26 protein-coding genes are annotated in these 26,130 nt (G+C 62.1%); 14 read left to right on the forward strand and 12 right to left on the reverse strand.

Going from position 1 to position 26,130, the window contains the following annotated elements:
• Nucleotides 1-18: 18 nt before the first annotated feature.
• The 3 genes from BLU46_RS20175 to BLU46_RS20185 all read left to right on the forward strand — a co-directional run bounded on the left by BLU46_RS20175 (nucleotide 19) and on the right by BLU46_RS20185 (nucleotide 4,044).
• Nucleotides 19-1,671 (forward strand): acyl-CoA dehydrogenase family protein, encoded by a 1,653-nt coding sequence (locus BLU46_RS20175; RefSeq protein ID WP_093204775.1) that lies wholly within the window; start codon nucleotides 19-21, stop codon nucleotides 1,669-1,671.
• 160 nt (nucleotides 1,672-1,831) lie between these two features.
• Complete coding sequence (gene amn / locus BLU46_RS20180) at nucleotides 1,832-3,331, forward strand: AMP nucleosidase (RefSeq protein WP_172834544.1); 1,500 nt, start codon at nucleotides 1,832-1,834, stop codon at nucleotides 3,329-3,331.
• A gap of 71 nt (nucleotides 3,332-3,402) precedes the next feature.
• The gene (locus BLU46_RS20185; RefSeq protein ID WP_093204780.1) at nucleotides 3,403-4,044 is read left to right on the forward strand and encodes a pseudouridine synthase; all 642 of its coding nucleotides are present in this window, start codon (nucleotides 3,403-3,405) and stop codon (nucleotides 4,042-4,044) included.
• Here the strand turns inward: BLU46_RS20185 and BLU46_RS20190 are convergent.
• Complete coding sequence (locus BLU46_RS20190; RefSeq protein ID WP_026077819.1) at nucleotides 4,039-4,248, reverse strand: DUF2788 domain-containing protein; 210 nt, start codon at nucleotides 4,246-4,248, stop codon at nucleotides 4,039-4,041. The genes BLU46_RS20185 and BLU46_RS20190 overlap by 6 nt on opposite strands.
• A gap of 228 nt (nucleotides 4,249-4,476) precedes the next feature.
• On the reverse strand, nucleotides 4,477-4,956 hold the full coding sequence (locus BLU46_RS20195) for an Lrp/AsnC family transcriptional regulator (protein ID WP_003194418.1): 480 nt from the start codon (nucleotides 4,954-4,956) through the stop codon (nucleotides 4,477-4,479).
• A gap of 414 nt (nucleotides 4,957-5,370) precedes the next feature.
• On the opposite strand from BLU46_RS20195, the gene BLU46_RS20200 reads away from it, so the two are divergent.
• On the forward strand, nucleotides 5,371-6,489 hold the full coding sequence (locus BLU46_RS20200; RefSeq protein WP_093204786.1) for a DUF6515 family protein: 1,119 nt from the start codon (nucleotides 5,371-5,373) through the stop codon (nucleotides 6,487-6,489).
• On the opposite strand, the gene BLU46_RS20205 is transcribed toward BLU46_RS20200, so the two are convergent.
• Together BLU46_RS20205 and BLU46_RS20210 are read right to left on the reverse strand one after the other, a co-directional pair.
• Complete coding sequence (locus BLU46_RS20205) at nucleotides 6,486-7,379, reverse strand: cation diffusion facilitator family transporter (RefSeq protein WP_063026935.1); 894 nt, start codon at nucleotides 7,377-7,379, stop codon at nucleotides 6,486-6,488. The two genes, BLU46_RS20200 and BLU46_RS20205, sit on opposite strands and share 4 nt — an antisense overlap.
• Nucleotides 7,380-7,394: 15 nt before the next feature.
• Nucleotides 7,395-7,814 carry a polyribonucleotide nucleotidyltransferase gene (locus BLU46_RS20210; protein ID WP_093204793.1) on the reverse strand — a complete coding sequence of 140 codons (420 nt, stop codon included), beginning with the start codon at nucleotides 7,812-7,814 and terminating at the stop codon, nucleotides 7,395-7,397.
• Nucleotides 7,815-8,064: 250 nt separating this feature from the next.
• On the opposite strand from BLU46_RS20210, the gene hrpB reads away from it, so the two are divergent.
• On the forward strand, nucleotides 8,065-10,572 hold the full coding sequence (gene hrpB / locus BLU46_RS20215) for an ATP-dependent helicase HrpB (protein WP_093204798.1): 2,508 nt from the start codon (nucleotides 8,065-8,067) through the stop codon (nucleotides 10,570-10,572).
• 121 nt (nucleotides 10,573-10,693) lie between these two features.
• On the opposite strand, the gene BLU46_RS20220 is transcribed toward hrpB, so the two are convergent.
• Together BLU46_RS20220 and BLU46_RS20225 are read right to left on the reverse strand one after the other, a co-directional pair.
• Nucleotides 10,694-11,782 (reverse strand): endonuclease/exonuclease/phosphatase family protein, encoded by a 1,089-nt coding sequence (locus BLU46_RS20220; RefSeq protein ID WP_093204807.1) that lies wholly within the window; start codon nucleotides 11,780-11,782, stop codon nucleotides 10,694-10,696.
• Nucleotides 11,783-11,823: 41 nt separating this feature from the next.
• Entirely contained in the window at nucleotides 11,824-12,483 is a 660-nt protein-coding gene (locus tag BLU46_RS20225; protein WP_063033890.1) for a YciC family protein, read from the reverse strand.
• A 179-nt stretch (nucleotides 12,484-12,662) separates the two neighbouring features.
• Here BLU46_RS20225 and BLU46_RS20230 point away from each other — a divergent pair, with 179 nt between their 5' ends.
• The 3 genes from BLU46_RS20230 (at nucleotide 12,663) to BLU46_RS20240 (ending at nucleotide 14,675) form a co-directional block, all read left to right on the forward strand.
• Entirely contained in the window at nucleotides 12,663-13,433 is a 771-nt protein-coding gene (locus BLU46_RS20230; RefSeq protein WP_093204811.1) for a DUF2076 domain-containing protein, read from the forward strand.
• Between the two features lie 129 nt (nucleotides 13,434-13,562).
• Nucleotides 13,563-14,039 carry an NYN domain-containing protein gene (locus BLU46_RS20235; protein ID WP_017476223.1) on the forward strand — a complete coding sequence of 159 codons (477 nt, stop codon included), beginning with the start codon at nucleotides 13,563-13,565 and terminating at the stop codon, nucleotides 14,037-14,039.
• Between the two features lie 24 nt (nucleotides 14,040-14,063).
• Nucleotides 14,064-14,675, forward strand: a complete 612-nt coding sequence (locus BLU46_RS20240; protein ID WP_063026945.1) for a 3'-5' exonuclease — start codon at nucleotides 14,064-14,066, stop codon at nucleotides 14,673-14,675.
• A gap of 370 nt (nucleotides 14,676-15,045) precedes the next feature.
• Here the strand turns inward: BLU46_RS20240 and BLU46_RS20245 are convergent, their stop codons facing one another.
• Nucleotides 15,046-15,507 (reverse strand): Lrp/AsnC family transcriptional regulator, encoded by a 462-nt coding sequence (locus BLU46_RS20245; protein ID WP_010174823.1) that lies wholly within the window; start codon nucleotides 15,505-15,507, stop codon nucleotides 15,046-15,048.
• 160 nt (nucleotides 15,508-15,667) lie between these two features.
• On the opposite strand from BLU46_RS20245, the gene yedA reads away from it, so the two are divergent.
• Together yedA and BLU46_RS20255 are read left to right on the forward strand one after the other, a co-directional pair.
• Nucleotides 15,668-16,564: a drug/metabolite exporter YedA gene (gene yedA, locus BLU46_RS20250; protein WP_017477874.1), complete on the forward strand. Its 897-nt coding sequence runs from the start codon at nucleotides 15,668-15,670 to the stop codon at nucleotides 16,562-16,564.
• Between the two features lie 48 nt (nucleotides 16,565-16,612).
• Complete coding sequence (locus BLU46_RS20255) at nucleotides 16,613-17,944, forward strand: DEAD/DEAH box helicase (RefSeq protein WP_017477873.1); 1,332 nt, start codon at nucleotides 16,613-16,615, stop codon at nucleotides 17,942-17,944.
• Between the two features lie 117 nt (nucleotides 17,945-18,061).
• Here the strand turns inward: BLU46_RS20255 and BLU46_RS20260 are convergent, their stop codons facing one another.
• Complete coding sequence (locus BLU46_RS20260; protein WP_093204815.1) at nucleotides 18,062-19,294, reverse strand: TIGR03862 family flavoprotein; 1,233 nt, start codon at nucleotides 19,292-19,294, stop codon at nucleotides 18,062-18,064.
• A 172-nt stretch (nucleotides 19,295-19,466) separates the two neighbouring features.
• A complete protein-coding gene (locus BLU46_RS20265) occupies nucleotides 19,467-20,387 on the reverse strand; it encodes a histone deacetylase family protein (protein WP_063026951.1) in 921 nt (306 codons plus the stop codon).
• Nucleotides 20,388-20,463: 76 nt separating this feature from the next.
• Here BLU46_RS20265 and BLU46_RS20270 point away from each other — a divergent pair, with 76 nt between their 5' ends.
• Genes BLU46_RS20270 through BLU46_RS20280 form a run of 3 tightly spaced genes read left to right on the forward strand, consistent with a single transcriptional unit; the run spans nucleotide 20,464 to nucleotide 22,528 of the window.
• Nucleotides 20,464-21,033 carry a GNAT family N-acetyltransferase gene (locus BLU46_RS20270; protein WP_017477870.1) on the forward strand — a complete coding sequence of 190 codons (570 nt, stop codon included), beginning with the start codon at nucleotides 20,464-20,466 and terminating at the stop codon, nucleotides 21,031-21,033.
• A 41-nt stretch (nucleotides 21,034-21,074) separates the two neighbouring features.
• Entirely contained in the window at nucleotides 21,075-21,944 is an 870-nt protein-coding gene (gene tesB / locus BLU46_RS20275) for an acyl-CoA thioesterase II (RefSeq protein WP_017477869.1), read from the forward strand.
• On the forward strand, nucleotides 21,941-22,528 hold the full coding sequence (locus tag BLU46_RS20280) for an HAD family hydrolase (RefSeq protein WP_093204820.1): 588 nt from the start codon (nucleotides 21,941-21,943) through the stop codon (nucleotides 22,526-22,528). The genes tesB and BLU46_RS20280 overlap by 4 nt, the downstream gene beginning before the upstream one ends.
• 132 nt (nucleotides 22,529-22,660) lie before the next feature.
• Here the strand turns inward: BLU46_RS20280 and BLU46_RS20285 are convergent, their stop codons facing one another.
• From BLU46_RS20285 to BLU46_RS20295, 3 genes are all read right to left on the reverse strand, one after another.
• On the reverse strand, nucleotides 22,661-23,638 hold the full coding sequence (locus BLU46_RS20285) for a hypothetical protein (protein WP_063026955.1): 978 nt from the start codon (nucleotides 23,636-23,638) through the stop codon (nucleotides 22,661-22,663).
• Nucleotides 23,639-24,529, reverse strand: a complete 891-nt coding sequence (ypfJ, locus tag BLU46_RS20290; RefSeq protein ID WP_003215526.1) for a KPN_02809 family neutral zinc metallopeptidase — start codon at nucleotides 24,527-24,529, stop codon at nucleotides 23,639-23,641.
• Between the two features lie 115 nt (nucleotides 24,530-24,644).
• Complete coding sequence (locus BLU46_RS20295; protein WP_017477865.1) at nucleotides 24,645-25,061, reverse strand: hypothetical protein; 417 nt, start codon at nucleotides 25,059-25,061, stop codon at nucleotides 24,645-24,647.
• A 186-nt stretch (nucleotides 25,062-25,247) separates the two neighbouring features.
• Between BLU46_RS20295 and BLU46_RS20300 the strand changes: the two genes are divergently transcribed.
• Nucleotides 25,248-26,126 carry a DMT family transporter gene (locus BLU46_RS20300; RefSeq protein ID WP_093204824.1) on the forward strand — a complete coding sequence of 293 codons (879 nt, stop codon included), beginning with the start codon at nucleotides 25,248-25,250 and terminating at the stop codon, nucleotides 26,124-26,126.
• The last annotated feature ends 4 nt before the right edge of the window (nucleotides 26,127-26,130 follow it).

Genomic DNA, 26,130 nt, shown 5'->3' on the forward strand with positions numbered 1-26,130 from the left:
TTTTTCAGGAGGCCCGTCATGAACCTGCACCAGTTCGCCGAAACCCACGACGTCACCAACCAGCCACCGTCCCTGGACGGCACCAACCTGTACCGTATCGATCTCCCCCTGCAAGAATGGTCCCGGCGCTTTGGGGCCGGCTGGGCCGAGCAGCGTATCGATACCTACGGTGCCTTGGCAGGCGGGCCGCTGATGGAGGCCGGTTTCCTGGCCAACCAGAACAAGCCGGTGTTCAACAGCCATGACCGTTTTGGTCATCGTATCGACCTGGTGGAATTTCATCCGGCCTACCACGAGCTGATGCGCACCGCCGTCGAGCATGGCCTGCCGTCGTTGCCGTGGGCCCACCCACAATCCGGCGCCCATGTGGCCCGCGCGTCCATGACTTACCTGCACAGCCAGGCCGAAGCCGGCACCGGCTGCCCGCTGACCATGACCTTCGCCTGCGTCCCGGCCCTGCGCTTGCAGCCGGACCTGGCTGAAACCTGGCTGCCGAAAATCCTCGCCACCAAATACGACCCGCGCAACGTCGGCATCGCCCACAAGGCCGGCGCCACCATTGGCATGGCCATGACCGAGAAACAAGGCGGCACCGACGTGCGCGCCAACACCACCCGCGCTTACCCGGTAGGCGCCGGTGGCCCCGGCCAGGCGTATGAGTTGGTGGGGCACAAGTGGTTCTGCTCGGCGCCGATGTGCGATGGCTTCCTGACCCTGGCCCAGACCGACAAGGGCCTGACCTGTTTCCTGTTGCCCCGGCACCGCCCGGATGACACCCGCAACGAGTTCTACATCCAGCGCCTGAAAAACAAGCTCGGCAACTGCTCCAACGCTTCCAGTGAAGTGGAGTTTCGCGGGGCGCTGGCCTGGATGATCGGCGAAGAAGGGCGCGGCGTACCGACCATTATCGAAATGGTGGCCATGACCCGTTTCGATTGCATGGTCGGCTCCAGCGCCTTGATGCGCCAGGCGCTGACCCAGGCCAGCCATCATTGTGCCCACCGTCTGGTGGGCGGCCGGGTGCTCAGCGAGCAACCACTGATGCAAAACGTACTGGCCGACCTGGCCCTGGAAAGCGAAGCGTCCCTGGCCTTGAGCATGCGCATGGGCCGCGCGCTGGACCATCTGGATAACGAACAGGAAGCCAAATTCGCCCGTCTGGTAACGGCGGTGGGCAAGTATTGGATCTGCAAACGCGCCCCGGCGATGATCAACGAAGCCGCCGAGTGCATGGGCGGGGCCGGGTATGTGGAGGACAGCATCCTGCCGCGCCTATACCGTGAGGCACCGGTCAACTCCACGTGGGAAGGTTCCGGCAATGTGCAGTGCCTGGATGTGCTGCGGGCCTTGTCGAAAGAACCGGGCGTGCTGGAGGCGCTGTTTGTCGAGCTGGGGGATGGTCATGGTCACAAGCACCTGGCGCGGCACATCGAGCAGTTGAAGTCGGCCTTTATGGACACCCAGGACATCCAGTACCGTGCCCGACAACTGACCGAGGACATTGCCGTGGCGTTGCAGGCCAAGTTGTTGCTGGAGGCGGGTAATGCCAGTGTGAGTGATGGTTTTATCGCCAGCCGACTGGGTGAGTCGTCTGGCCGGGTCTATGGCACCTTGCCGCGCGGTGTGAATGTGGAAGCGATTGTCGCGCGCTCGACACCTCCTTTTTCCTGAACAAACACGGTCAAAATGTGGGAGCGGGCTTGCTCGCGAAGGCGGTGGATCAGCACAATACATGTGCTGACTGACCTACCGCTTTCGCGAGCAAGCCCGCTCCCACATTATTGATCGCATTCCAATTCCGGTGTTCCAGTGCGCCAGGGATACAGGCAAGATGAAGGCCTGCAAGTCAGAACACAGGATGCTTACCGTGACCGAAGCTTTTGTTGTCGTTCAAACCGCCGAAGAAGCCGTGGATCGGCTGGCGGCTCTCCATGAGCGTGCCACTGGCGCGCTCAATCAAGCCCTCAAGCGCTACCTCAAAGACCGCGTCGAACCCGACGCCGAACAACGTGCGATGTTTCGCTACCCGGAACTTCGCCTGACCTACCTGGTGCAGGGCGAAGTCCCACAGACCACCCGAGCGTATGCCAAGGTCCAGTTGCCGGGGACCTACAGCGTCACCGTCACCCATCCGTCAGCCTTCCGCAAATACCTGCTGGAGCAATTGGTGCCGTTGATGCACGACTTCACCGTGACGGTGGAAGTGGGCGTCAGCCAACAGAACATTCCTTACCCGTACGTGGTGGAGCAGGGCGACGAGCTCGCCGGCTCCGGCGTGACCGCCGCCACGCTGGCGCGGGTGTTTCCGAGCACCGACCTGTCCGCCGCCACCGATGGCATTGCCGACGGTCTCTACGACTGGGAAAACACCGATCCGCTGCCATTGGCGCTGTTCGATGCCGCCCGTGTCGATTTCTCCCTGCGCCGCCTGGTGCATTACACCGGCAGCGACTGGCGCCATGTGCAGCCGTGGATTTTGCTGACCAACTACCACCGCTACGTTGACCAGTTCATCGTGCATGGCCTGGAGCAGTTGCGCAGCGACCCACGCTTTATCCGCATGGTGCTGCCGGGCAACGTGATCATCGACAAGAGCATGGACCACGGCGAAGCGTCTGCCATCGCCGCGGGCGTGGTCTGGCACCGCTACCAGATGCCGGCCTACCATTTGCAGGCCAGCGATGGCCACGGTGTCACTCTGGTGAACATCGGCGTCGGCCCGTCCAACGCCAAGAACATCACCGATCACCTGGCGGTACTGCGTCCGCATTGCTGGCTGATGATTGGTCACTGCGGCGGCTTGCGCCAATCCCAGACCATCGGCGACTACGTGCTGGCTCACGCCTACATGCGTCGCGACGGGATTCTCGACCGGGTGGTGCCGCCGAACATCCCGATCCCGGCCCTGGCCGAAGTGCAGATGGCCTTGCAGCAAGCGGCAGCCAACGTCACCGGCGAGAAGGGCGAGGAGCTGAAAAAGCGCCTGCGCACCGGCACCGTGTTGACCTACGACGACCGCAACTGGGAGCTGCGTTGGGCCCAGGAGCGTCCGCTGATCAACTTGTCCCGCGCCGTGGCCGTGGACATGGAAAGCGGCACCATCGCCGCCCAGGGCTACCGCCTGCGGGTGCCGTACGGCACGTTGCTGTGTGTGTCGGACAAACCGCTGCACAGCGAGATCAAGCTGCCGGGTTCGGCCAACGCGTTCTATGAGCGTGCGGTCAGCCAGCACTTGAAGATCGGCATCGAGGCGGTGGATCTGTTGCGCACCGAACTCAATTCGTTGCACTCGCGCAAACTGCGCAGCTTCGACGAGCCGCCGTTCCGCTAAACGGTTGGGATGGTTATTTAACGGTCAGGCCACTAGCATTGTCGGTCCTGACCGTTAGATGTTCCTTTGCCATGTCCCGTCCTGCCCGTCCCGTTTCCCGCCGCCCTGGTGTGAAAAGTCCGCAAACTTCGTCAGCCCCGCGTCGTGTCGCCAAGGCGCCACCGGCTGAGCCCAAGTTGGTCCTGTTCAATAAACCCTTCGATGTGCTGACCCAGTTCAGCGACGAAGGCGGGCGCGCGACCCTCAAGGATTTCATCGACATCCCCGGTATTTACCCGGCCGGACGCCTGGACCGTGACAGTGAAGGCCTGTTGCTGCTGACCAATGACGGGCAGTTGCAGGCGCGCATCGCGGACCCCAAGCACAAGCTGGCGAAAACCTACTGGGTGCAGGTGGAAGGTGAGCCGACCGAGGAACAGCTGCAACGCCTGCGCGACGGCGTGGAACTCAACGACGGCATGACCCTGCCCGCCGAAGCCCGACAACTGGACGAGCCGCAACTGTGGCCGCGCAACCCGCCGGTGCGGTTTCGCAAAAGCGTGCCCACCTATTGGCTGGAGTTGGTGATTCGGGAAGGGCGTAACCGCCAGGTGCGGCGCATGACGGCCGCGGTTGGTTTGCCGACGTTGCGTCTGGTGCGGGTGCGCATTGGTGACTGGTCGATCGACGGCCTGGATCAAGGCCAATGGAAGGAAGTGCCGGCGCGCTTATAAGGCGCCGGACTCGATCAGGCCGATGACCACGCTCTTGATGATGAACGCGGCGACGCCCAGGCCCAGCACGAAGAACAGGATCATCGAGCCAAAGCGCCCGGCCTTGGATTTCTTCGCCAGGTCCCAGACGATAAAGCCCATGAAAATGATCAGGATGCTGACCAGGCCGGTCATCATCCATTCTTCAAACACGGCGGGATCAATCGAGTTCATTGGGTGGTTTCCGGCTAGGACAGGGCGGGAAGTATACGCCAGCATCATCAGCTCATCATTGACCTGCGTCGGTCTGCCGCAGACTTATCACTCTGCTGAAACACAGTCGAAATGTGGGAGCGGGCTTGCTCGCGAATGCGGTGGATCAGTCAGCACATTCGGCGCCTGGCACACCGCATTCGCGAGCAAGCCCGCTCCCACATTTGTTCCGCGCTGGTCTTAGGTACGCAAGTGGGTCAGCGGCAACTCGGTGCTGTTGAGCACCTGGTTCAGCACAAAGCTCGAGCGCACGCTGGTGACGCCTTCGATGCGGGTCAGGTGCCCCAGCAGCAGTTTCTGGTAGTGATCCATGTCTGGCACCACCACCTTCAGTTGATAGTCGGCGTCCATCCCGGTCACGAGGCTGCACTCCAGCACTTGCGGCAAGGTGCGGATGGCGGCTTCGAAGTTCTCGAAACGCTCGGGTGTGTGTCGGTCCATGCCGATCAGTACGTAGGCCGTGAGACTCAGGCCAAGCATCTTGCGGTCGAGCAAGGCGACCTGGCGGGCAATGTAGCCGTCGTCTTCCAATTGCTTGACCCGGCGTGAGCACGGCGAAGGCGACAGGCCGATCCGCTCGGCCAACTCCTGGTTGGAGATCCTCGCGTCGCGCTGCAATTCCGCCAAAATACTCAGGTCGTATCGGTCAAGTTTGCTCATGGGGCTGGCCTTTGTCGTAACTATTGCGGCGAATTATCTATCCAGGGTTAAAAATTGCGCAAGCACTGTTTATTGACGCAATCTTCGCAATCATCTGCTCGGGCTTGGCGCGTAAAGTTATCAACAGAATCACCGCCCGGACATACAGTCCACTGCAGCCCGCTCATACCGCCGGCTGCGGCCGCCAACCCCACAGGGTTGCCCCGGCCCCCGGGCTGCACACTGTCCACAAGACGGCGTGAGGTGAGCCAACGTCAAAAGCGTTGAGCCAGGACGAAGTTCTCAAGGGGCGACCGACGGGTCGCCCCTTTTTATTGCCTGCGAAAATAGTTCTCGTGACTGATAACCTGTCGCAGAACCGGGCCCCGGTTTTCCAGTCTTACGTGTAGGCCCTAATCCGCAGTGAGGAATAGCATGAAGCGCATCTGGCGTTTGGCAGGTGTTGGTTTGCTGATGGTCACCGTTGGTGCGCAAGTGATGGCCGACGAACAGCCACGCCCTGAAGGCGGTGGCCAGCATGAAAAAGGCCCGGAAGGGCATCCAGGCAATAATCAGCCTCGGCCGCAGAACAACCAGCCTCGACCGCAAAATAATCAACCGCGTCCCGAAGCCCCTCGTCCCGAGAACAATCAGCCGCGTCCGCAGAACCCGCATTTCGAAAATAATCAGCCACGGCCGCAGAATGAGCATTTTGAGCGGCCTAATGGGGGTGGCCAGTGGCAAGGTCGCCCGCAAGGCAACCAGCAGCAACCCCCGCACCCGGCACCTCAGCCGGCGAATAACCTGCCGATTCAGGGGCGCCCGGATACCGTGCGCCAGACCCAGGAACCACGTCCCGGCAACTATCAGGACATTCCGCGTCGCAACGATGGCAATCAGCATTGGCAGGCCGGCAATGGTGGCCAGGGTGGCCCCGGCCGGCCCGGCTTCAATGGCGGTGGCAATAACCATCCCAACGATCACCGCTGGCCAGGTCGCCCCGACGGGCACGGCAATGGCTGGGGGCCCGGCCCGCAATACCGTCCGGGTTATATCGTCGACCGCTTCCCCGACCGCAATTACCGCGTGCCGTACCGTGGCCAGGACTACTTCTTCTCGGGTGGCTACTGGTATCGCCCACAAGGCCCGCGTTATGTCGTAGTGGCGCCACCTTACGGGATCCGCGTGCAATACCTGCCGGACTACGCGCGGGAAGTATGGGTAGGCAGTGCGCTGTTTTTCCTCGCCGCCGGAGCCTATTACACCTACGAAGAAAGCACTCAGCAGTACGTGGTGGTCGAGCCTCCGCCTGCCGCGCCAGCGCCGCAGCCAGTGCCCCAGGGCAATGGGTATGACGTGGTGGCTTACCCGGCCAACGGCCAGTCACCGGCGCAAGTCCAGCAAGATGGTTACGACTGCTATCGCTGGGCCGTGCAACAAAGTGGTTTTGACCCGAGAACCGTCACCTACGCGCCAGACCCGGCCGTGGTGCAAACCTACCGCCAGGCCCAGGGCAACTGCCTGAGCAGTCGCGGGTATCAGGTGCAGTACTAGGGCTTCTCGCCCTTGACCACTTCCTGCGGGTCGGCGTGCACCAGCACCTCGGCTCGCGGGTAGGCTTTGTGGATGGCATCGGCGGCCTGGTCGCTGATGCCGTGCGCCACGGACAGACTCAATTCCCCCGGTAACTCCAGGTGCAACTGCACAAACCAGTGGTTGCCGGAAATCCGCGTGCGCAAGTCATGGGCACCCAGTACGCCGGGCACGCTGCACGCCAGCTCCAGCATGTGCTGGCTGACATCCGGCGGCAGTTCCTCGTCCATCAACACCGAAAAACTTTCCCGGGCGATCTGGATGGCGCTCCACAAGATGTAGGCCGCGATGCCCAGGCCGAACCAGGCGTCCACCTGGTGAAAACCGAATGCCGCCATCACCAGCGCCACCAGGATACTGCCGTTAAGCATCATGTCTGAGCGGTAGTGCAGCGAGTCGGCGCGGATGGCGTTGGAGCCGGTTTCGCGGATCACCCGGTGTTGCAGGATCAGCAGCGCCGCGGTCAGCGCCAGGGACAGAATGATCACGCCGATGCTCAGCCACGGCGCGCCCACAGGTTCCGGATGCTGCAGGCGCTGGAACGCCTGGAAGGCGATCAACACCGCACTGCCGGCGATAAACAGTGCCTGCGCCATACCCGCCAGGGACTCCGCTTTGCCGTGGCCATAACGGTGATCGTCATCGGCCGGGCGCAACGCGTAGTGCACTGCCAGCAAGTTGAGCAGCGAGGTGATGCCGTCGAGCAGCGAGTCGGTCAGCCCGGCGAGCATGCTCACCGAGCCGCTGAGCCACCAGGCGATGGCCTTGGTCACAATCAGCACACAGGCCACGCCGACAGAAGCGCGGGTGGCCAGGCGCAACAGCCGGGCGTGTTCGGGACTGGTGGTCATGGGGTCAGTCAGTCCTTAAGCGGCAGGTCGCAGGCCCAGGGTGGCGAGCTGTTGCACGCTGCCCTTGAACTGGATCATGCGTGGGTCGTCCAGCGGCAGGTTATGGCCGGTTTCTTTCTGAATGATGGTTTGCAGCTTGGCGTTGTCGACCTTGCCGTCGGCGCCGATGGCTTGCTGGAGTTTTTCCGGGGCCACCTGGGCGGTCTTGCCAGGCTCGAAGTAAATCGCGCCGGTGGCGAAGTCGACACCGAAGGCGATCAGGCCCGGGATCACGTAGAACAGCAGGCCGACCGCATCGAGCACGGCAATTGCCGGGTCGATCTTGCCATCGATCTGGCCACGGCGGTCGGGGTAGAAAATCGAGCCGCACGCCGTCAACTGGCTCAGCAGGGTGACGGCCAGAACACCGCCGATGACACGGGAAGCAACACGCATGGGACTCTCCTTGAACATAATGAAAGTGACTATAAGCCAGTCTACAAGGCGATGATGATCAAATGTGGGAGCTGGCTTGCCTGCGATGGCGGTCGTTCAGTGTCAGGTGTGTTGGCTGACACACCGCTATCGCAGGCAAGCCAGCTCCCACCTTTGACCGCATTCCAGTCAGGACAGGGCCGTGTCGTTGAGACCACCACCGGCACCCGGCAGTTCGCCGTTATACTCGCCGCTCTGCTTTGGAGCCAGTATGAATTCGTTGCCAATCGATGATGTTTTACCCGCCCTGCGTGACGCCTTGGCGACGCGCCATGAAGCCGTGCTCGAAGCTCCGCCCGGCGCCGGTAAAACCACACGGGTGCCGTTGGCGCTGTTGAATGAACCCTGGCTGGCCGGGCAAACCATCTTGATGCTCGAACCCCGCCGCCTGGCCGCCCGCGCAGCGGCAGAAAGGCTGGCCAGCGAGTTGGGGGAAAAGGTCGGCGAAACCGTCGGCTACCGCATTCGCCTGGACAGTAAAGTCGGCCCCAATACGCGGATCGAAGTGGTCACCGAAGGCATCCTCACCCGCCGCTTGCAGGATGACCCGGCGCTGGACGGTGTAGGTTTGTTGATCTTCGACGAATTCCACGAGCGCAGCCTGGACGCCGACCTGGCGCTGGCCCTGAGCCTCAATGGCCGAGACCTGTTTCGCGACGAGCAGCCACTGAAGATCCTGCTGATGTCCGCCACCCTGGAAGGCGAGCGCCTGGCCGGGTTGCTGGACGACGCACCGATCCTGCGCAGCGAAGGGCGCATGTACCCGGTGCAAATGCGCTGGGGTCGGCCATTCCAGCCCGGCGAATTTATCGAGCCACGGTTGGTGCAGACCATCCTTGAAGCCCTGCATGATGAAACCGGCAGCGTGCTGGTTTTCCTGCCGGGGCAGGCCGAGATTCGTCGGGTTCATCAGCAATTGGCTGACGCGCTGGGCGATAACACCGAGGTGCTGCTATGCCCGCTGCACGGCGAACTGGACCTGGCCGCCCAACGTGCCGCCATCGACCCGGCGCCCGCCGGCAAGCGCAAAGTGGTGCTGGCCACCAACATTGCCGAGACCAGCCTGACCATCAACGGAGTGCGGGTGGTGATCGATGCCGGGCTGGCGCGGGTCCCGCGTTTTGACCCGGGCAGCGGCATGACCCGCCTGGACACCCAGCGCATCTCCCGCGCCAGCGCCACTCAGCGTGCCGGCCGGGCAGGGCGACTGGAGCCGGGGGTGTGTTATCGGTTGTGGTCCGAGGATCAGCATGAAGGACTGGCGGCCTATTCCAGCGCGGAAATTCTCTCGGCGGATCTTTCCGGTCTGGCGCTGCAATTGGGCCGCTGGGGCGTGGCGCCGACTCAGTTGGTGTGGCTCGACGTGCCGCCCACCGCCGCTTATGCACAGGCTCAGGATTTGCTTGAGCGATTGGGCGCATTGAGCGATGCCAAGCTGACCCCCCACGGCCAGAAAATGGCCGGGTTACCCGCGCACCCGCGTATCGCTCATTTGCTGTTGCGAGGTCAGGATTTGGGCCTGGCTAACATGGCCTGTGACGTGGCGGCACTGTTGGGGGAGCGCGATATCTTGCGCGGCGCCGGTGCGGATTTGCACAGTCGCCTGGCGTTGTTATCCGGCGAGGAAAAAGCCCGTGGCACCCAGGGTGGCGTGCAGCGCGCCAAGCAACTGGCCCGGCAATACCGTAGTTATTTAAGAGGCAAGGCTGAGCAACCGGTCGCTGATCCCGATCACCCGCGCTGGCTCGGCGCGTTGCTGGCGCTGGCCTACCCGGACCGTGTCGCACAGCAGCGCCGTGCCGGCGGTGCCGAATACCGCCTCGCCAACGGCCGCGCCGCGCTGTTCGCCGAAGCCGACAGCCTGATGAAACAACCCTGGCTGGTGATCGCCGATCTGGGCAGCCGCCAGGGCCAGCGCGAAGAACGGATTTACCTCGCGGCGGATTTTGATCCGGCACTGTTTGACTCGGTGTTGGCCGAGCAGGTGCGTAATGTCGACCAGCTTGACTGGGATGAGCGCGAAGGCGTGCTGCGGGCCGAACGCCAGCGCAAGGTCGGCGAACTGGTGCTCAGCCGCGAGCCGCTGACCGGCCTCGACGAATCCGCCCGCAGCCAGGCGCTGGTTAACCTGGTGCGGCGCAAAGGCCTGGAACTGTTGCCCTGGACCCCGGAGCTGCGCCAATGGCAGGCGCGGGTGATGCTGCTGCGTGATCTGGATACCGGCAAGGCCAGTGAATGGCCGGATGTCAGCGACAGCGCCCTGCTCGCCAGCCTGGAACACTGGTTGATGCCGTACCTGGGCAAGGTGTCGCGCCTGAGCCATTTTTCCAATCTGGATATTTCCAGCTTCCTGCATAACCTGCTGCCGTGGCCGTTGCCTGCGCAGTTGGACGAGTTGGCGCCGCACCATCTGAAGGTGCCGTCGGGCTCGTCGGTGCGGCTGGACTACAGCGAGCAGCCGCCGATTCTGGCGGTGCGTTTGCAGGAGTTGTTCGGCCTGGCGGACACCCCACGGATCGCCGGCGGGCGGCAGGTGGTCAAGCTGCACCTGCTGTCACCGGCAAGGCGCCCGGTGCAGGTAACCCAGGACCTGGCCAACTTCTGGCGCAGTACTTATGCCGAGGTGAAGAAGGACTTGAAGGGGCGGTATCCGAAGCATTATTGGCCGGATGATCCGTTGATCGCTGAGCCGACGGCCCGGATCAAGCCGAGAAAGTAAGCGCGATGAAGATCAACTGTGGGAGCTGGCTTGCCTGCGATGCAGGCAACTCGGTTTTTCAGTGGCACCGCGGCCATGCTATCGCAGGCAAGCCAGCTCCCACACCATTTTGCAGTGTTAGTTACTGCGCGGCCGGCAACAGGAATCGCGCAATCACCGGCAAGTGATTGGAGATAAGCACCGTATCGCTCTGCCGCACCGTGCTCTCGACCTTTTTGATACGCGAACTGTAGAACAGGTAGTCCAGCGTACGATCCGGTCCGTCCACGGTCGGGTCATTCGGGAAATACGTCAGCCATTTATCCCGATCAATGCCGCTGGATTGGCTGTTGCTCGGGACCATCGGGTACTTTTCCCACAGCAGGTGCAGCTCACTGTCCGGTGAATATTGCCCGCGTTTGCCGGCGTCCAGGCGCAGGAATTGCCCCAGCGGCAACAGGTTGAAATCCCCACCCATCAGCCATGGCGTGCCACGGCTTTCGAATTTATCCACCAGCTTGACGGTCGCCTTCACTTGTTCCAGCACCGCGTTGTGCCCGGGGGCCGTGCCGTCCAGGCGGGTATTGAGCACGGCCAACTGGCCGCCGTCGCTCAACGGCAGGTAGGTCAGCAATAATGCGGGTTTGGCCTGGAATTGACGGCTGATCAGGTTGGCGCGGGCCACGGGCAATTGCAGGCGCTCGGCGTGTTCGATCTGGTAGCGGCTCATGGTCACCAGCTTGCGGCCGACGCTGCCGAAGATGTGCAGGTCGGGCACGAAGTCGGCTTTCCAGTCGAAGGCCTGGGCGCTGCACGGGTAGAGGTCGGCCAGGCGTTCCTGGAGCAAGGCCAGTTGGTCCTGGTAGCTGGACGGCTTTGCGCCTTCGTCGACTTCCTGCAACAGCAGGATGTCGGGCTGTTCGTCGCGGATCACCCGGGCCACTTCGTCCAGGCTTGAAGCCATGTCTTCAACGGTAGGGCGGTCGTCCGGGCCGCTGCCGTCCGGGGTGTCGTACCAGAACACGTAGTTCTTGCCGGCCAGGTACTGCACGTTCCAGGTCATGACTTTGAGCGCCTGGCCCGGCAACAGCGTCGGCGCTCGGGGCGCGACGCAGCGGATGGGCAGGGTTTCCTTGTCGGCAGGGCGCCAGGTCAGGCTGTAGATCAAGCCGGTCAGCAGGGCCGCGAGGATCAGCAGGCCCAGCAAGGTAATGCGCAGTAGTCGGGTCATCGGCTCGGCTTATGGCGTTGCAGGACAAGGCCCGGAGCATATCACCGCGCGTCGGCGTCGCCACCAATCAACATGAACAGGCGGAACAACACTACGCTGGTGAACAGCTGCAAAAAGCTTTGCGCGCTGTCCATCAGCAGGCCAAGCAGCGGGTTTGGGTCCGGGTAGACTGCCACGCTGGCGCCCTTGAGCAACCACAGTGGGGTCATGACGCACAGCAGGCACACCAGGATGCGCCAGAAATGCCCACGGGTCAGACGCATGCTTTCCTTCATGGCCGACAGCGCCGACATGCCCCGCAGTACCAGCAAGTATTCGGCGAAGGCCAGCACCACCATCAGCCACAAGCCCGGCAGGAAATACAGAGACAGGCCCAGCAGGATCAGCAGCGTGCTGACTGCCGTCAGCAAGGCGAAGCGCGGCCACAGGGTCAGGGCCATGGCCAGCACATCCAGGGTGCGCGGCGATTCGCCCCGGGTGCGGGCGTCGAGGAACAGGATCAGTGCGCCGGTGTACAGCGGATACACCAGCAGCCCGACGATCACGCTGTAGCCGGGAAATGCATCAGGGCCGAGGGTGTGGTCGAGCACCTGTTGCAGCAGGGCCTCGAGGATCACCAATGGCAGGCACAACTGCACGATGGCGCCCAGGTTGCGCTTGAAAAAGAAGAAGGAGTCGCGCAGTACGTCTAACGGATTCATCAGGGTCTTCACAGGCCGAAAAGCAAGGGCGTTACTTTAACCGATCATGAGCAGATGCAAGCAAACGTAAACCTTGCGTAAAGACCATTGAAACAATCAGTAACAGCCCCATAACTAGGCTGTACCTTGCACATCGTGCGCAAGGCGAAGATTTCTACCGGCAATCTAACGAGGTCGCCATGAACAGCGAAGAGCAAACCCTGATCGATGGACTGTTTTCACGGTTGCAGCAAGCCGAAACGGACTCAGCCCCCCGCGACGCCCAGGCTGAAGCGCGGATCAAGGAGCACGTCACTCGCCAACCGGCCGCTGCGTACTACATGACCCAGTCGATTCTGGTGCAAGAGCATGCAATCAAGAGCCTTGATGCGCAGAACAAGCAGCAGGCCCAACAAATCCAGCAATTGCAGGACGAACTGCAACAGGCCAGGTCCCAGGCGGCGCAGCCTGCACCGAGCAGTGGCGGTTTCCTGTCGAGCATCTTTGGTGGTGGCTCCCGCGACCCGCAGCCTGCCCAGAGTGCGCCTGCATCTTCCGAGGGTGGCTGGCGTGAACCGGCGCGTCCGTCGTTTGGTGGCCAACCCGCGCCACAGCAGAACTACGGTGCCCCACAGCAGAATTACCAGCAGCCACAACAGGCCCCCGCAGCGCCAATCGGCAGCGGCTTCCTCGGCGGCGCACTGAAAACTGCAGCCGGCGTGGCCGGTGGTGTGATGCTGGCAGAGGGCATCAGCAGCCTGTTCAACCACAACTCGCAGCAGCCGCAAGTGGTGGAAGAAATCATCCGCGAAGAACCGGCGCCGGCCAGCGACAACGGCAATTGGGGTAACGACGACCAGAAATTTGCCGGCAACGACAGCTGGGGCAGCGACAACGGCTCCGACAGCTTCGCCGACAACGACTATTCCGACGACTCCTCCTCCTTTGGCGACGACGATTCCTTCGTCTGACCCACACTCAGCCGGGGCGCTTCGTCGCCCCGGGCTGATTTTTCTCGGAAACTGCCTTGTGGCTGGCATACTGGCAACCTTTCCGGGCCTTTGAGCCCGGGGTCCATGCGCGTGTCATGAGGATTTGCGGTGAAAAAGATAGCCGTGTTCGCCGATGTACAAAACCTCTACTACACCGTGCGCCAGGCGTACGGCTGTCACTTCAACTACGCCGCCCTGTGGGCTGACATCAGCCAGCGCGGGCAGATTGTCGAGGCGTACGCCTATGCCATCGACCGTGGCGACAGCAAGCAGCAGCAGTTCCAGCAAATCCTGCGCAACCTCGGTTTTACCGTGAAGCTCAAGCCTTACATCCAGCGCAGCGACGGCTCGGCCAAGGGTGACTGGGACGTGGGCATCACCATCGACATCATGGACGCCGCCGCCCATGTCGACGAAGTGGTGCTGGCTTCCGGTGACGGTGATTTCGACATGCTGCTGGACCGCATCATCAACAAGCACGGCGTCGAGGCTGTGGCCTACGGCGTGCCGGGGCTGACGGCCAACTCACTGATACGCGCCGCCAGCCGCTACGTGCCGATCGAAGGCGCGTTGCTGCTTAAATAGATTTACGACGGAGTTGGAACAGGTTTGGAACGTATAGCGGTCATCGACTTTGAAACCACCGGCATCCAGCCGAGCAGCAGCTGCCGGGCCACGGAAATCGCCGTGGTCATCCTGGAGCAGGGCCAGATAGTGGACCGCTACCAGAGCCTGATGAACGCCGGCGTGCGCGTGCCGGGGTTTATCGAACAACTGACCGGCATCAGCAACGCCATGCTGCGCACCGCGCCGACGGCGGAGCGGGTGATGAATGAGGTGAACGAGTTTGTCGGCACCACACCGCTGCTGGCCCACAACGCCGCGTTTGACCAGAAGTTCTGGGATTTCGAGTTGGGGTTGATCCGGCGCACCCGTTTGCAGAAGTTTGCCTGTTCGTTGTTGCTGGCGCGACGCTTGATGCCGGCGGCACCGAACCACAAGCTGGGCACCCTGACCTCATTTGCCCAACTGCCCCACACCGGCAAGGCTCACCGGGCGATGGCGGATGCGGAGATGGCGGCGAACCTTACCGCGCATTTAGCCCAGGAACTGCGCCGCACCCACGGGTTGCGGGAGCTGTCGCACGAATTGCTGTGCAGCTTGCAGAAGGTTCCGGCGGCGAAGATCAATGATCATTTGAAGAAGCATCGCGGGTTCTAAGGCGCTCAAGCCGAATGCCCTCTTCAACATGGCGAAGATCCAAATGTGGGAGCGGGCTTGCTCGCGAATGCGCCGTGTCAGTCAGCACATGTGTCTACTGACACACCGCTTTCGCGAGCAAGCCCGCTCCCACATTAGTTTTGCGGTGTTATCGAGGCTGTAAGCAGTCCAGCGACCGATCCACCACCACCTTCGCCATCCCCACCAAAGCATCACCGCCCGCTGCTGCCCGTGCCAGGCAGCTTCGAACAAAGGGAAGTGGTGACGCTACTGACATCATCGCAGGCAAGCCAGCTCCCACAGTTGAGCGCGGGTGTTTCAGGCAACTCGGTCAACTGTGGGAGTCGGGCTTGCCCGCGATGGGGATAGATCAGCCACCATTCTTCCCATTCCCCTCCAACTGCCCCAACGGCACCCGCCGCTCTATCGCGCTCGACAAGATGATCGAGGTCTTGCTGAACCCGAACTTCGCCACCCGATTGATCAGGCTCTCCAGCTCCGGCATCGACCCCACCGCCGCCTGCATGATCACGCACGGATCCCCGGTCACCCGATGGCATTCAGTCAACTCGGGGATTTCCGCCAGGGCGTCGTACACCTTCTGACTCCCATGATTGGTCAACCGCAACTCAATCACGCACTGGATCGGCAGCCCCACCTTCGAAAGGTCGACTTTGGCCTGATACCCGGTAATCACACCACTGGCTTCCAGTTTCGCCACCCGCTCGGCCACGGCGGGCGCCGAGAGGTTCACGGTGCGCGCCAATTGCGCGTAGGACGCGCGGCCGTCTTCCAGCAGGGCGCTGAGAAGCATGCGGTCGTATTTGTCCATGATAAGGCTCCGGGAATCCATAGCTTTCGAAAGCACGGTTTATAGCCTTGATAACCGTGTTTTGAAAAGTGTACTGGCGCTTTAAACAGGTTTTGTAACTTATGTTTACGGCCGGAGATTTCTAAAATAACGCTCCCTTGTCCTGCCGCAGAGCTGCCCAATGCCTGGCCCACGTCGCTTTCCCTTACCGTTGATCGCCGCCTTTTTTGCGCTGTATGTGATCTGGGGGTCTACCTACCTGGTGATTCGCATTGGTGTGGAGTACTGGCCGCCGTTGTTGCTGGCGGGGATTCGCTTTATGACAGCGGGTGCGCTGATGTATGCCTTCCTGCGCTGGCGCGGGGCGCCGGCGCCGACTTGGGTGCAGTGGAAGGCTGCCGCGAAGATCGGCATTTTGCTGCTGACCTTCGGTAACGGTGCGGTCAGTGTGGCCGAACATACGGGCGTGGCGTCCGGGGTTGCCGCGTTGGCGGTGGCGACGGTGCCGTTGTTCACCTTGCTCTGTGGTTATTTCTGGGGCGCGCGTAATACCCGTCTGGAATGGGCCGGGGTGGTGCTGGGGATTATCGGAATCGCCATGCTCAACATGGGCTCCAACCTGCAATCGAGCCCCACCGGTGCGGCCTTGCTGATTTTTGCCGCGGCGGCCTGGGCGTTCGGGTCGGTGTGGAGCAAGCATTTGCCGCTGCCGCAAGGCGCCATGGCCAGTGCGGCGGAGATGCTGATTGCCGGTGTAGTGCTGCTGGTGCTGAGTGCCGTCAGCGGTGAACACCTGCAAGCCATGCCACCGCTGGAAGGCTGGCTGGCCCTGGCGTACTTGACCGTGTTCGGTTCGATCATCGCCTTCAATGCCTATATGTATCTGCTCAAGCACGTACGCCCGGCGGCGGCCACCAGCTATGCCTACGTCAACCCGGCGGTGGCGGTGTTGCTCGGGATTGTGTTTGTCGGCGAGACCATCGGCATGGAAGAAGCTCTGGCAATGTTGGTGATCATCAGCGCCGTGCTGCTGATCAGCCTGCCACAGTGGCGAAAGCCGAAACCGGAAATAAGGTAAACTGCCGCGCATTGCGACCTTGCGCTGACTTTTTCCTACGGTATTTCCATGACTTTCGCCACACTTGGCCTGATCGAACCCTTGCTGCGCGCCCTTGAGACGCTTGGCTACCAGACCCCGACGCCGGTGCAGGCGCAAGCCATTCCGGCGGTGCTGGCCGGTCGCGACCTGATGGCTGCGGCCCAGACCGGCACCGGCAAGACCGCCGGTTTCGCCGTGCCGCTGCTGCAGCTGCTGACCATGGAAGGGCCGAAAGTCAGCGCCAACTCGGTGCGCGCGCTGATCCTGTGCCCGACTCGCGAGTTGGCCGAGCAGGTTCACGCCAGCGTCGCCGAGTACGCCCAACACCTGCCGCTGACCACGTACGCCGTATACGGCGGCGTGAGCATCAACCCGCAGATGATGAAGCTGCGCAAGGGTGTTGATGTGCTGGTCGCCACCCCTGGCCGCCTGATCGACCTGTTCCGCCAGAACGCGCTGAAACTCAACCAGCTGCAAACCCTGGTGCTGGACGAAGCCGACCGCATGCTCGACCTGGGCTTCTCCGAAGAACTGGCGAACATCTACCGCATGCTGCCGAAAAAGCGCCAGACCTTGCTGTTCTCCGCGACCTTCTCCGACGAGATCCGCCAGTTGGCGGGGCAGATGCTGATTGATCCGCTGACCGTCGAAGTCAGCCCGCGCAACGTTGCCGCCAATACTGTTAAGCAGTGGGTGGTGCCGGTGGACAAGAAGCGCAAGGCGGAACTGTTTGTGCACCTGATGCGCAAGGGCCGCTGGAAGCAGGTGCTGGTGTTCGCCAAGACCCGCAACGGCGTGGATGCGCTGGTAGAGAAGCTCCAAGGCCTGGGCATCAATGCCGACGGGATTCACGGCGACAAACCACAAGCCACTCGCCAGCGCGCGCTGGATCGCTTCAAGAGCAGTGACGTGCAGATTCTGGTGGCTACTGACGTGGCGGCCCGTGGCCTGGACATCGAAGACTTGCCACTGGTGGTCAACTTTGACCTGCCGATCGTGGCCGAGGATTACATCCACCGCATCGGCCGTACTGGTCGTGCGGGCAACACCGGTGAGGCGATTTCCCTGGTGTGTGCGGATGAAGTAAACATGCTGTCGGCCATCGAGATGCTGACCCGTCAGACATTGACCCGGAAGATGGAGCAGGACTTCGAACCGGAGCATCGCGTGCCGGATACCGATGCCACTGGCCAGGTGGTGAAGAAGCCGAAAAAGCCGAAGAAACCCAAGGCGTCCGGTGGCGGCAAGCGCAACCTGGGCAAGTGGGTGGAGAGCGGTGAAGTGTCGGTGGCGGAGCCGTCGATCAAGCCGGTGCGCAAGGTTCCTGCGTTTAATACTGGGCCGCGTAAGAAGAAGTAAGCCTTAAGGATCGTTCCCACGCTCTGCGTGGGAATGCATCCTGTGACGCTCTGCGTCAGCTTCAGAAGCGGACGCGGAGCGTCCTGAGCGGCGTTCCCACGCGGAGCGTGGGAACGATCAGTTCTTCAGCCATTCCAGCATGCCGCGCCCAGCCACTCGCCCGCTGGCAAAACACCCCGTCAGTAAGTACCCGCCCGTCGGTGCTTCCCAATCCAGCATCTCGCCTGCGCAAAACACACCCGGCAATTGCTTGATCATCAAGCGTTCATCCAGTACCTCAAACGGCACACCGCCCGCCGTACTGATGGCTTCGTCCATCGGCCGGGTTTTCACCAGCGTCAGCGGCAACGCCTTGATATCCGCCGCCAACTGAGCTGGATCGTTGAAATGCTCGGCCGGGGTCAATTCCCGCAGCAGCGCCGCCTTCACCCCGTCCACTCCCAACTGACTGTGCAAATGCTTGCTCATCGAGCGTGAGCCACGTGGCTTGCTCAACGCCGCAATCACCTTGTCCAGCGGCTTGCCCGGCAACAGGTCGATATGCACCGTGGCTGATCCATCCCGGTTGATCGCCTCACGAATCGGCGCCGACAACGCGTAGATCAGGCTGCCTTCGATGCCCGTGGCGGTGATCACGCATTCACCCAGCCGAGGTTTATCGTCCGCTAACCCGATGGCGACGTTTTTCAACGGTGCCCCGGCGAATTTGCTGACCATCAACTCGCTCCAGGCTGAGACCTCGAAGCCACAGTTACTCGGTTGCAATGCTGCGTAAGGCACGCCTTTGTCTTCCAGCAATTTCAACCATGCCCCGTCCGAGCCCAGCCGCGACCAGCTGCCGCCGCCCAACGCCAGCAGCACCGCATCACCGTGCACACTTTTGTCGCCCTCGGGGCTGTGGATAAGCAGGCTACCGTCGGGATTCCAGCCCAGCCAGCGATGACGGGTGTGGATAACTACGCCCTGGTCTCGCAGTCGCTTGAGCCAGGCGCGCAGCAGCGGGGCGGCTTTCATGTCGGTAGGAAACACCCGGCCGGAGCTGCCGACAAAGGTTTCAATCCCCAGCCCATGTATCCATTCGCACAACGCTTCGGCACCGAACTGACGCAGCAATGGCGCCATGAACGGCGCGCGCTCGGCGTAGCGCGACAAAAACGCCGGGTAGGCTTCGGAATGGGTGATGTTCATGCCGCCGACGCCCGCCAGCAGAAACTTGCGGCCCACCGACGGCATACCGTCGTACACGTCGACCCGGACCCCGGCCTGGATCAACACTTCCGCGGCCATCAGCCCGGCGGGGCCGCCGCCGATGATGATGACGTGTTGAGGTGAGGTTTGAGTCTGGGGCATGGGGATAACTGCGGTTCGGCAAAGTAGGCCGAGCATTCTACCCGAGGACGGCGAACCTGCCTGATCAAAAAATGAACAGCCTTCTGCAGGCCATACAGCTTATGGCTTGCAGAGGCTTTCACTCAGGTTATCCACAGGCAGTTCCACAGCGATTGTGGGTAAGGTGCATAACTCAATGACAACCTGATGACGTCCAGACCCGCTGCGCGCTGTGGTGCAGGATTCCGTGGCGACGGGCCAGGGCAGGGCGGTCTTTGCTGTAGCCGCCGCCGATCACGCCGACCACCGGAATATCGCGGCCCAGGCAGTGGCGCATCACGCTTTCATCGCGGGCGGCGACGCCTTGGTCTGTCAGCTTGAGGTAGCCGAGGGCGTCGTCCTTGTGCACATCTACGCCGGCGTCATACAGCACCAGGTCGGGCTGATACAGCGGCAGCAGGTAATTGAGGGCATCGTCGACCACCTTGAGGTAGTCCGCGTCGCCCATGCCCATCGGCAGCGGGATGTCCCAGTCGCTTTCGGCCTTGCGGGCGGGGAAGTTCTTTTCGCAGTGCAGGGACACGGTGATCGCGTCCGGGGTGTCGTGCAAGATGCGCGCGGTGCCGTCGCCCTGGTGCACGTCGCAATCGAAGATCAGCACCCGGTTGACCCGGCCGCTGGCCAGCAGGTAATGGCTGATCACCGCCAGGTCATTGAAGATGCAGAAACCCGCCGGGTAATCGTAGTGGGCGTGGTGGGTGCCGCCGGCCAGGTGGCAGGCCAGACCATGCTCAAGGGCCTGCTCGGCCGCCAGCAACGAGCCGCCCACCGCGCGCACGGTGCGCCGGGCCAGGGCTTCGCTCCAGGGCAGGCCGAGGCGCCGCTGGTCTTCGCGGGACAACTCGCCGCTCATGTAGCGTTCGATATACCGAGGTTCATGGGCCAGGGCCAGAATCTCGGCAGGGCAGAGTTCCGGTCGCAGCAGTTGGCTGTCCCGGGTCAGGCCGCTCTCCACCAGATGGTCACGCAACAGGCGGAATTTATCCATGGGGAAGCGGTGGTCCGCCGGGAACTCGGGGCTGTAGTCGTCGTGGTAGATCAGTGGCAAAGGCATGGCGATTTCTGACGGGAACCAGCGACGGATCTTAACAGCGCGTTACACTCACGCACATGGCAAGGGAGGGGGATCAATGGAGCCAATACTGCAATTGGAAAGCGCACGCTTGGTGCTGCGCCAATGGAGCGATGCCGACTTGCCGGAGTTTGCGCGCATGTGCGCCGACCCGCAGGTGATGCGTTATTTCCCGGCCACCTTGAGCCGCCTGGAAAGCGCTGCGCTGATCGGGCGTATTCGCGGCCATTTTGCCGAATACGGTTTTGGCCTGTGGGCGTTGCAGCGTAAAGATAGCGGCGAATTCATCGGCCTCACCGGCTTGCTGAATGTCAGCTTCGAGGCGCCGTTCACCCCGGCGGTGGAAATCGGCTGGCGCCTGGCCAAGGAACACTGGGGCCTGGGCTACGCCAGCGAAGCCGCCTGGACCGCCCTGCGCTGTGGTTTCGACCGGCTGAAGCTGGACGAGATCGTTTCGTTTACCACTGAAGCCAATCTGCCATCACAAAAAGTCATGCAGGCCATCGGTATGCATTACGATCCCCTGGCAGATTTTGAACACCCCAAGGTCGCAGCGGATGACCCGGTGCGGCATCATGTGTTGTATCGCATCACCCGCGCCCAATGGTTGGACACGCTGCACGGATAAGCAGCCCGGAATGCCCAATAGATTGTTGTAGGAGATGCTCTATGAGCCAAGTGTTGGAAGATCTGGTGGACCTGCTGACCCTGGAGCCGATCGAGGAAAACCTCTTTCGCGGCCGCAGCCAGGACCTGGGCTTTCGCCAGCTGTTTGGCGGCCAAGTGCTCGGCCAGTCGCTGTCGGCGGCCAGCCAGACCGTTGAAGAGGCGCGGCATGTGCATTCGTTGCACGGTTACTTCCTGCGCCCGGGCGATGCGGCGTTGCCGGTGGTGTATTCGGTCGACCGGGTGCGCGATGGCGGCAGTTTCAGCACGCGCCGGGTGACGGCGATCCAGAAGGGCAACCCGATCTTCACCTGCAGCGCTTCGTTCCAGTACGACGAAGCAGGCTTCGAGCATCAGACCACCATGCCCGTGGTGGTCGGCCCGGAAAACCTGCCCTCGGAGCTGGAGCTGACCCAGCAGCGCGCGCACCTGATTCCTGAGCACATGCGCGAAAAACTGCTGTGCCCCAAGCCGATCGAAGTGCGGCCGGTGACCGAGAAAGACCCGTACAACCCGCAGCCGTCCGACCCGGTCAAATACGTGTGGTTTCGTGCGGATGGCGCGTTGGCTGACTCACCGGCGCTGCACAAATACCTGCTGGCTTACGCCTCGGATTTCGGCCTGCTGACCACTTCGCTGCTGCCCCATGGCAAGACGGTTTGGCAGAAAGACATGCAAGTCGCCAGCCTCGACCACGCGCTGTGGTTCCACGCCGACCTGCGTGCCGATGACTGGTTGCTCTACGCCATGGACAGCCCGTGGGCCGGCAATTCCCGTGGGTTCTCCCGGGGCAGCGTGTACAACCGCGCCGGGCAACTGGTGGCGTCGGTCACCCAGGAAGGCTTGATTCGTCATCGCAAGGATTGGGCATGAGCCTGAGTGATGTGAAGCATTGGGTGTTCGACATGGATGGCACCCTGACGGTGGCCGTGCATGACTTTGCGGCGATTCGCGTAGCGTTGGATATTCCGGCGACTGACGACATTCTTACCCACCTGGCGGCATTGCCCGCCGACGAAGCAGCAGCCAAGCATGCGTGGCTGCTGGAGCATGAGCGCGAGTTGGCGCTGGGCTCGGTGGCGGCGACCGGTGCGGTGGAGTTGGTGCGGGAATTGGCCGGGCGCGGTTATCGGCTGGGCATCCTGACGCGCAATGCGTGGGAGCTGGCCCATGTGACGTTGCAGGCGATCGGCCTGGCGGACTGCTTTGCGGTTGAGGATGTGTTGGGGCGCGATGATGCGCCGCCCAAGCCTGATCCGGGTGGTTTGTTGAAGCTGGCGCGAGCGTGGGAAGTGACGCCGCAAGAGATGGTGATGGTCGGTGATTACCGCTTTGATCTGGATTGTGGGCGGGCGGCGGGGACCAAGACGGTGTTGGTTAACTTGCCGGATAACCCGTGGCCGGAGCTCGCGGATTGGCATGCCGAAGATTGCGCGGTATTGCGCCGGATGCTCTAACCCCAGGCAATGAAGATCAAATGTGGGAGCTGGCTTGCCTGCGATGCAGACACCGCGGTGTATCAGTAACACCCAGGTGATGCCATCGCAGGCAAGCCAGCTCCCACATTTTTGATCCGGTTTCTTCAGTGGTTATGGAAACAACACCTTCTGCCCTTCAGGCGACGTAAACATCTTGTCCCCGTCATGCCCAACCCCCGGCACTTCCACCAGCTTGTGGCCCAACTGCGGGTGCCGCTGCTTGAGGTAGTCAAAGTAGTTGTGCCCGCGAATCAAGCGATACGCGCCCTGGGTTTCAGCCCCGCAGCTCTTATCCAGCGCCGGGTGATTCGGGTCGGTGTCCTGCTGGCCCAGCAGGTAAGTGACATTACGCGAAACGTAAGCCTGCTCGAGTTGCTCGGCACTTTGCCCCTTGGCATAGGCCGGCAGGTTTTGCATGCCGTATTTCCAGTCATTGAAATCAGGGCAACTGGAAACATCGAACTTCACCGGACGCTGCGGGCTGAAGTAGGCGTAGGACGAAGGGTTCGCCACCACGTAGCGCAAGCTGATGCCTTCGGTTTGCAGCAGCGGGTGATCATGCCCGGTCAGGGCAAAACGCTGCACCACCTGGCCGCCGCCGGAATGACCGGCCACCACGATTTCCTTCAGGTTCGGGAACAGCTTGCGGTTGCCCAGGTGCTTGATGATCTGGTCCAGCGCGCCGTAGGAGCTGATCTGGCCCGGGCCGGTGGACGGCTCGCCGGCCATCCAGTCATTGCTGTTCCAGCGCAGGGTCTGGTTGTCGACCTGGTTGCGCTTGATGTCGGTCTGGTTGAGAAACTGCGGCGCAATTACCAGGGTGTTGGCGTTTTGTCCTGCGTCTTTGGCGGCCTTTTCGCCGCTGTCCAGGTAGGTCATGGCGTTGCGCAAGCGGCCATGCACGATGATCAGCGCGCGGGTGACTTGAGGCAGCGGCTGGCGCCAGTCCTGGCTCAAGCCGACGCTCAGGTCGCCGGCATCCAGGTGAAAACGATCGGGGCTGACCACCTTTACGCCGTGCTCGGCGGCCCAGGTGGAGGAGGAACAGGTGATCAACAAACCTAACAGCAGACCCAGTCGTTTATTCATTTAAAGGCTCTTGGCGGTAAAGGTGTCGCATTGAGTGATCTGGCCCTGGGCGAAGCCGGTCTTAAACCAGCGAACCCGCTGTGCCGAGGTACCGTGGGTAAACGAGTCAGGTACCACGCGGCCCTGGCCCTGTTGCTGCAAGCGGTCATCGCCGATGGCGTTGGCCGCATTCAATGCTTCTTCAATGTCGCCAGGCTCCAGCCAGTTCAGGCGCTTTTGCGCCCGGTTGGCCCACACACCGGCGAAGCAGTCGGCTTGCAGTTCCTGGCGCACCAACAGGCCGCCGTCGCCTTGCATCTGCCGGCCTTGCTGGCGGGCTGCCTGAATCTTCGCCGAGATGCCCAGCAGCGTCTGAACGTGGTGTCCGACTTCATGGGCAATCACGTAGGCCTGGGCGAAATCCCCGGCGGCCTTGAAGCGTTGGGACATTTCCCGGAAGAAATCCAGGTCCAGGTATACCTGTTGGTCTGCCGGGCAATAGAACGGCCCGCTGGCGGAGGTGGCGCCACCGCAGGCGGAGTTCACCCGACCGCGGAACAGGATCAATTTGGGGTTCTTGTAGGTCAGGCCGTTTTCCTGGAACACCTGGGCCCAGGTGTCTTCGGTGTCGCCGAGGACGGCGCGCACGAAGTCGGCCTGTTCATCATTGGCCGGTGGCGCCTGGCGGGTTTGCGGGCTGACGGAGGGCGCTTGCTCGGTGAGCTGGCCGCTGAGTTGCCCGAGGATCTGCATCGGGTCCTGGCCGGTCAGCCAGCCGATGCCGACGATCAGCACGATGGCCGTCAGGCTCAGGCCCTTGCCGCCGCCAAAACGCATGCCACCGCCACCGCCGCCACTGTCATCGCGGGCGTCCACCACGTTGTCGCTGCGTCGGCCTTTTTTCCATAGCATGTGGCAATCCTCTTGATGGTTCTGCAGCTCAGTGTTGTTGGTGTGTAGGGTTGGCGCCAGTCCGGCTGTCTGACGATGCTAAACGCTGTGTCGGCCGGCCTGTATGAAGCTTCTGTCAGTCGCGGCAATAGCCTTCGCCGGTGTCGACGATCAGGCAGTCCTTCTTGTCGGCCAGCCATTTCAGGCCAGTGGCTTCGCCGTCGCCGGCGCTCAGGATCTGCGGGCCGTCCGGGCGTTCAAAGGTGATGCCGTCTTCGGATGCCTGGCCCTTGAAGGTGCCGGAATCATCGTCATCCAGGCCGTATTTCATGGTCAGTACATAGTGGCCGCGGCCGATGCTGTCGTCCTTGGCGATGGTCAGGTTCAGGCCTTCGACACCAATCCATTTGCCGACCCATTTGTCGGTGGGCAGCACTTCCGGTACCAGCGTCGCTTGGACGGAGGGCGGTGCCGGCGCCTTGGCGGTCTCGGCTTGCTTGTCGCAGGCGCTGAGCAGCGCCAGGGTCGAAAGAATCAACAGGGTTTTTTTCATGGTACGAAGGCCTTGGTTAAAAAACGCGCAGTGGGCGGGGCGGCGTGAAGCGTTGGACTGGAAAACCGCAATTTAGTGCGCTGTTCGAACAGTGTTTGGTTATGCTCTTGAGCGAGGCGCTTTACCCGTTCTAGATTATGCCGCGGTATGCGGCGGTCATTTCAGCCTGCCACTCAAGAGAATGCAATGACCCTCAGCACCCCACTTTCCGGCGTCAACCACCCCCTCAAAGGCATTTTGCTGATTGTGGTGGCCACTTTTCTGTTTTCCAGCCACGACGCGCTGTCCAAATACCTGGCCGGGTTCTACCCGATCGTGATGGTGGTGTGGGCCCGTTACCTGGTGCACACACTCTTGATGGCCGGGATTTTCCTGCCGCAATCAGGGCTGCGGGTACTGCGCAGTAAACGACCGTTGCTGCAGGTGGCGCGGGCCTTGTGCCTGCTGGGCACCAGCCTGTTTTTCACGGCGGCGTTGCACTTTATCCCGTTGGCCGAGGCCACGGCGGTCAACTTTCTTGCGCCGATTCTGGTCACCGCCTTGTCGGTGCCGCTGCTGGGTGAGCACGTGACCCGTGGCCAATGGCTGGCGGTGATTTGCGGGTTCATCGGGGTGTTGATCATTGTGCACCCCGGCGGTGAGCTGTTCACCCCGGCGGTGTTGTTGCCTCTGACGTCCGCGCTGTTCTTCTGCTTCTACCAACTGCTTACCCGCATCCTCAGCAAGTACGACACGTCCACCACCAGCAACTTCTTCGCCGGGCTGTGCAACACCTTGGTGATGAGTGCGCTGGTGCCGTTCTTCTGGCAAGTGCCGAGCCTGTGGCATGGGGTGTTGATGCTGGCGCTGGGCAGTTGCGGGATGACCGCGCACTTGATGCTGACCCAGGCCTTCCGCTTCGCGGCGCCGGCCTTGCTGGCGCCGTTCGGCTATTGCCAGATCGTGTTTGCGGGGTTGTTGGGCTGGCTGGTGTTCAATCACACCCCGGACCTGACCACGGTGGTCGGGATCGGGGTGATTTGCCTGAGCGGGTTGGCCGCTGCCTGGCAGCAGCGGCGCAGGTAGGAAA

Source organism: Pseudomonas yamanorum, assembly GCF_900105735.1.
Taxonomy (GTDB): Bacteria; Pseudomonadota; Gammaproteobacteria; order Pseudomonadales; family Pseudomonadaceae; genus Aquipseudomonas; species Aquipseudomonas yamanorum.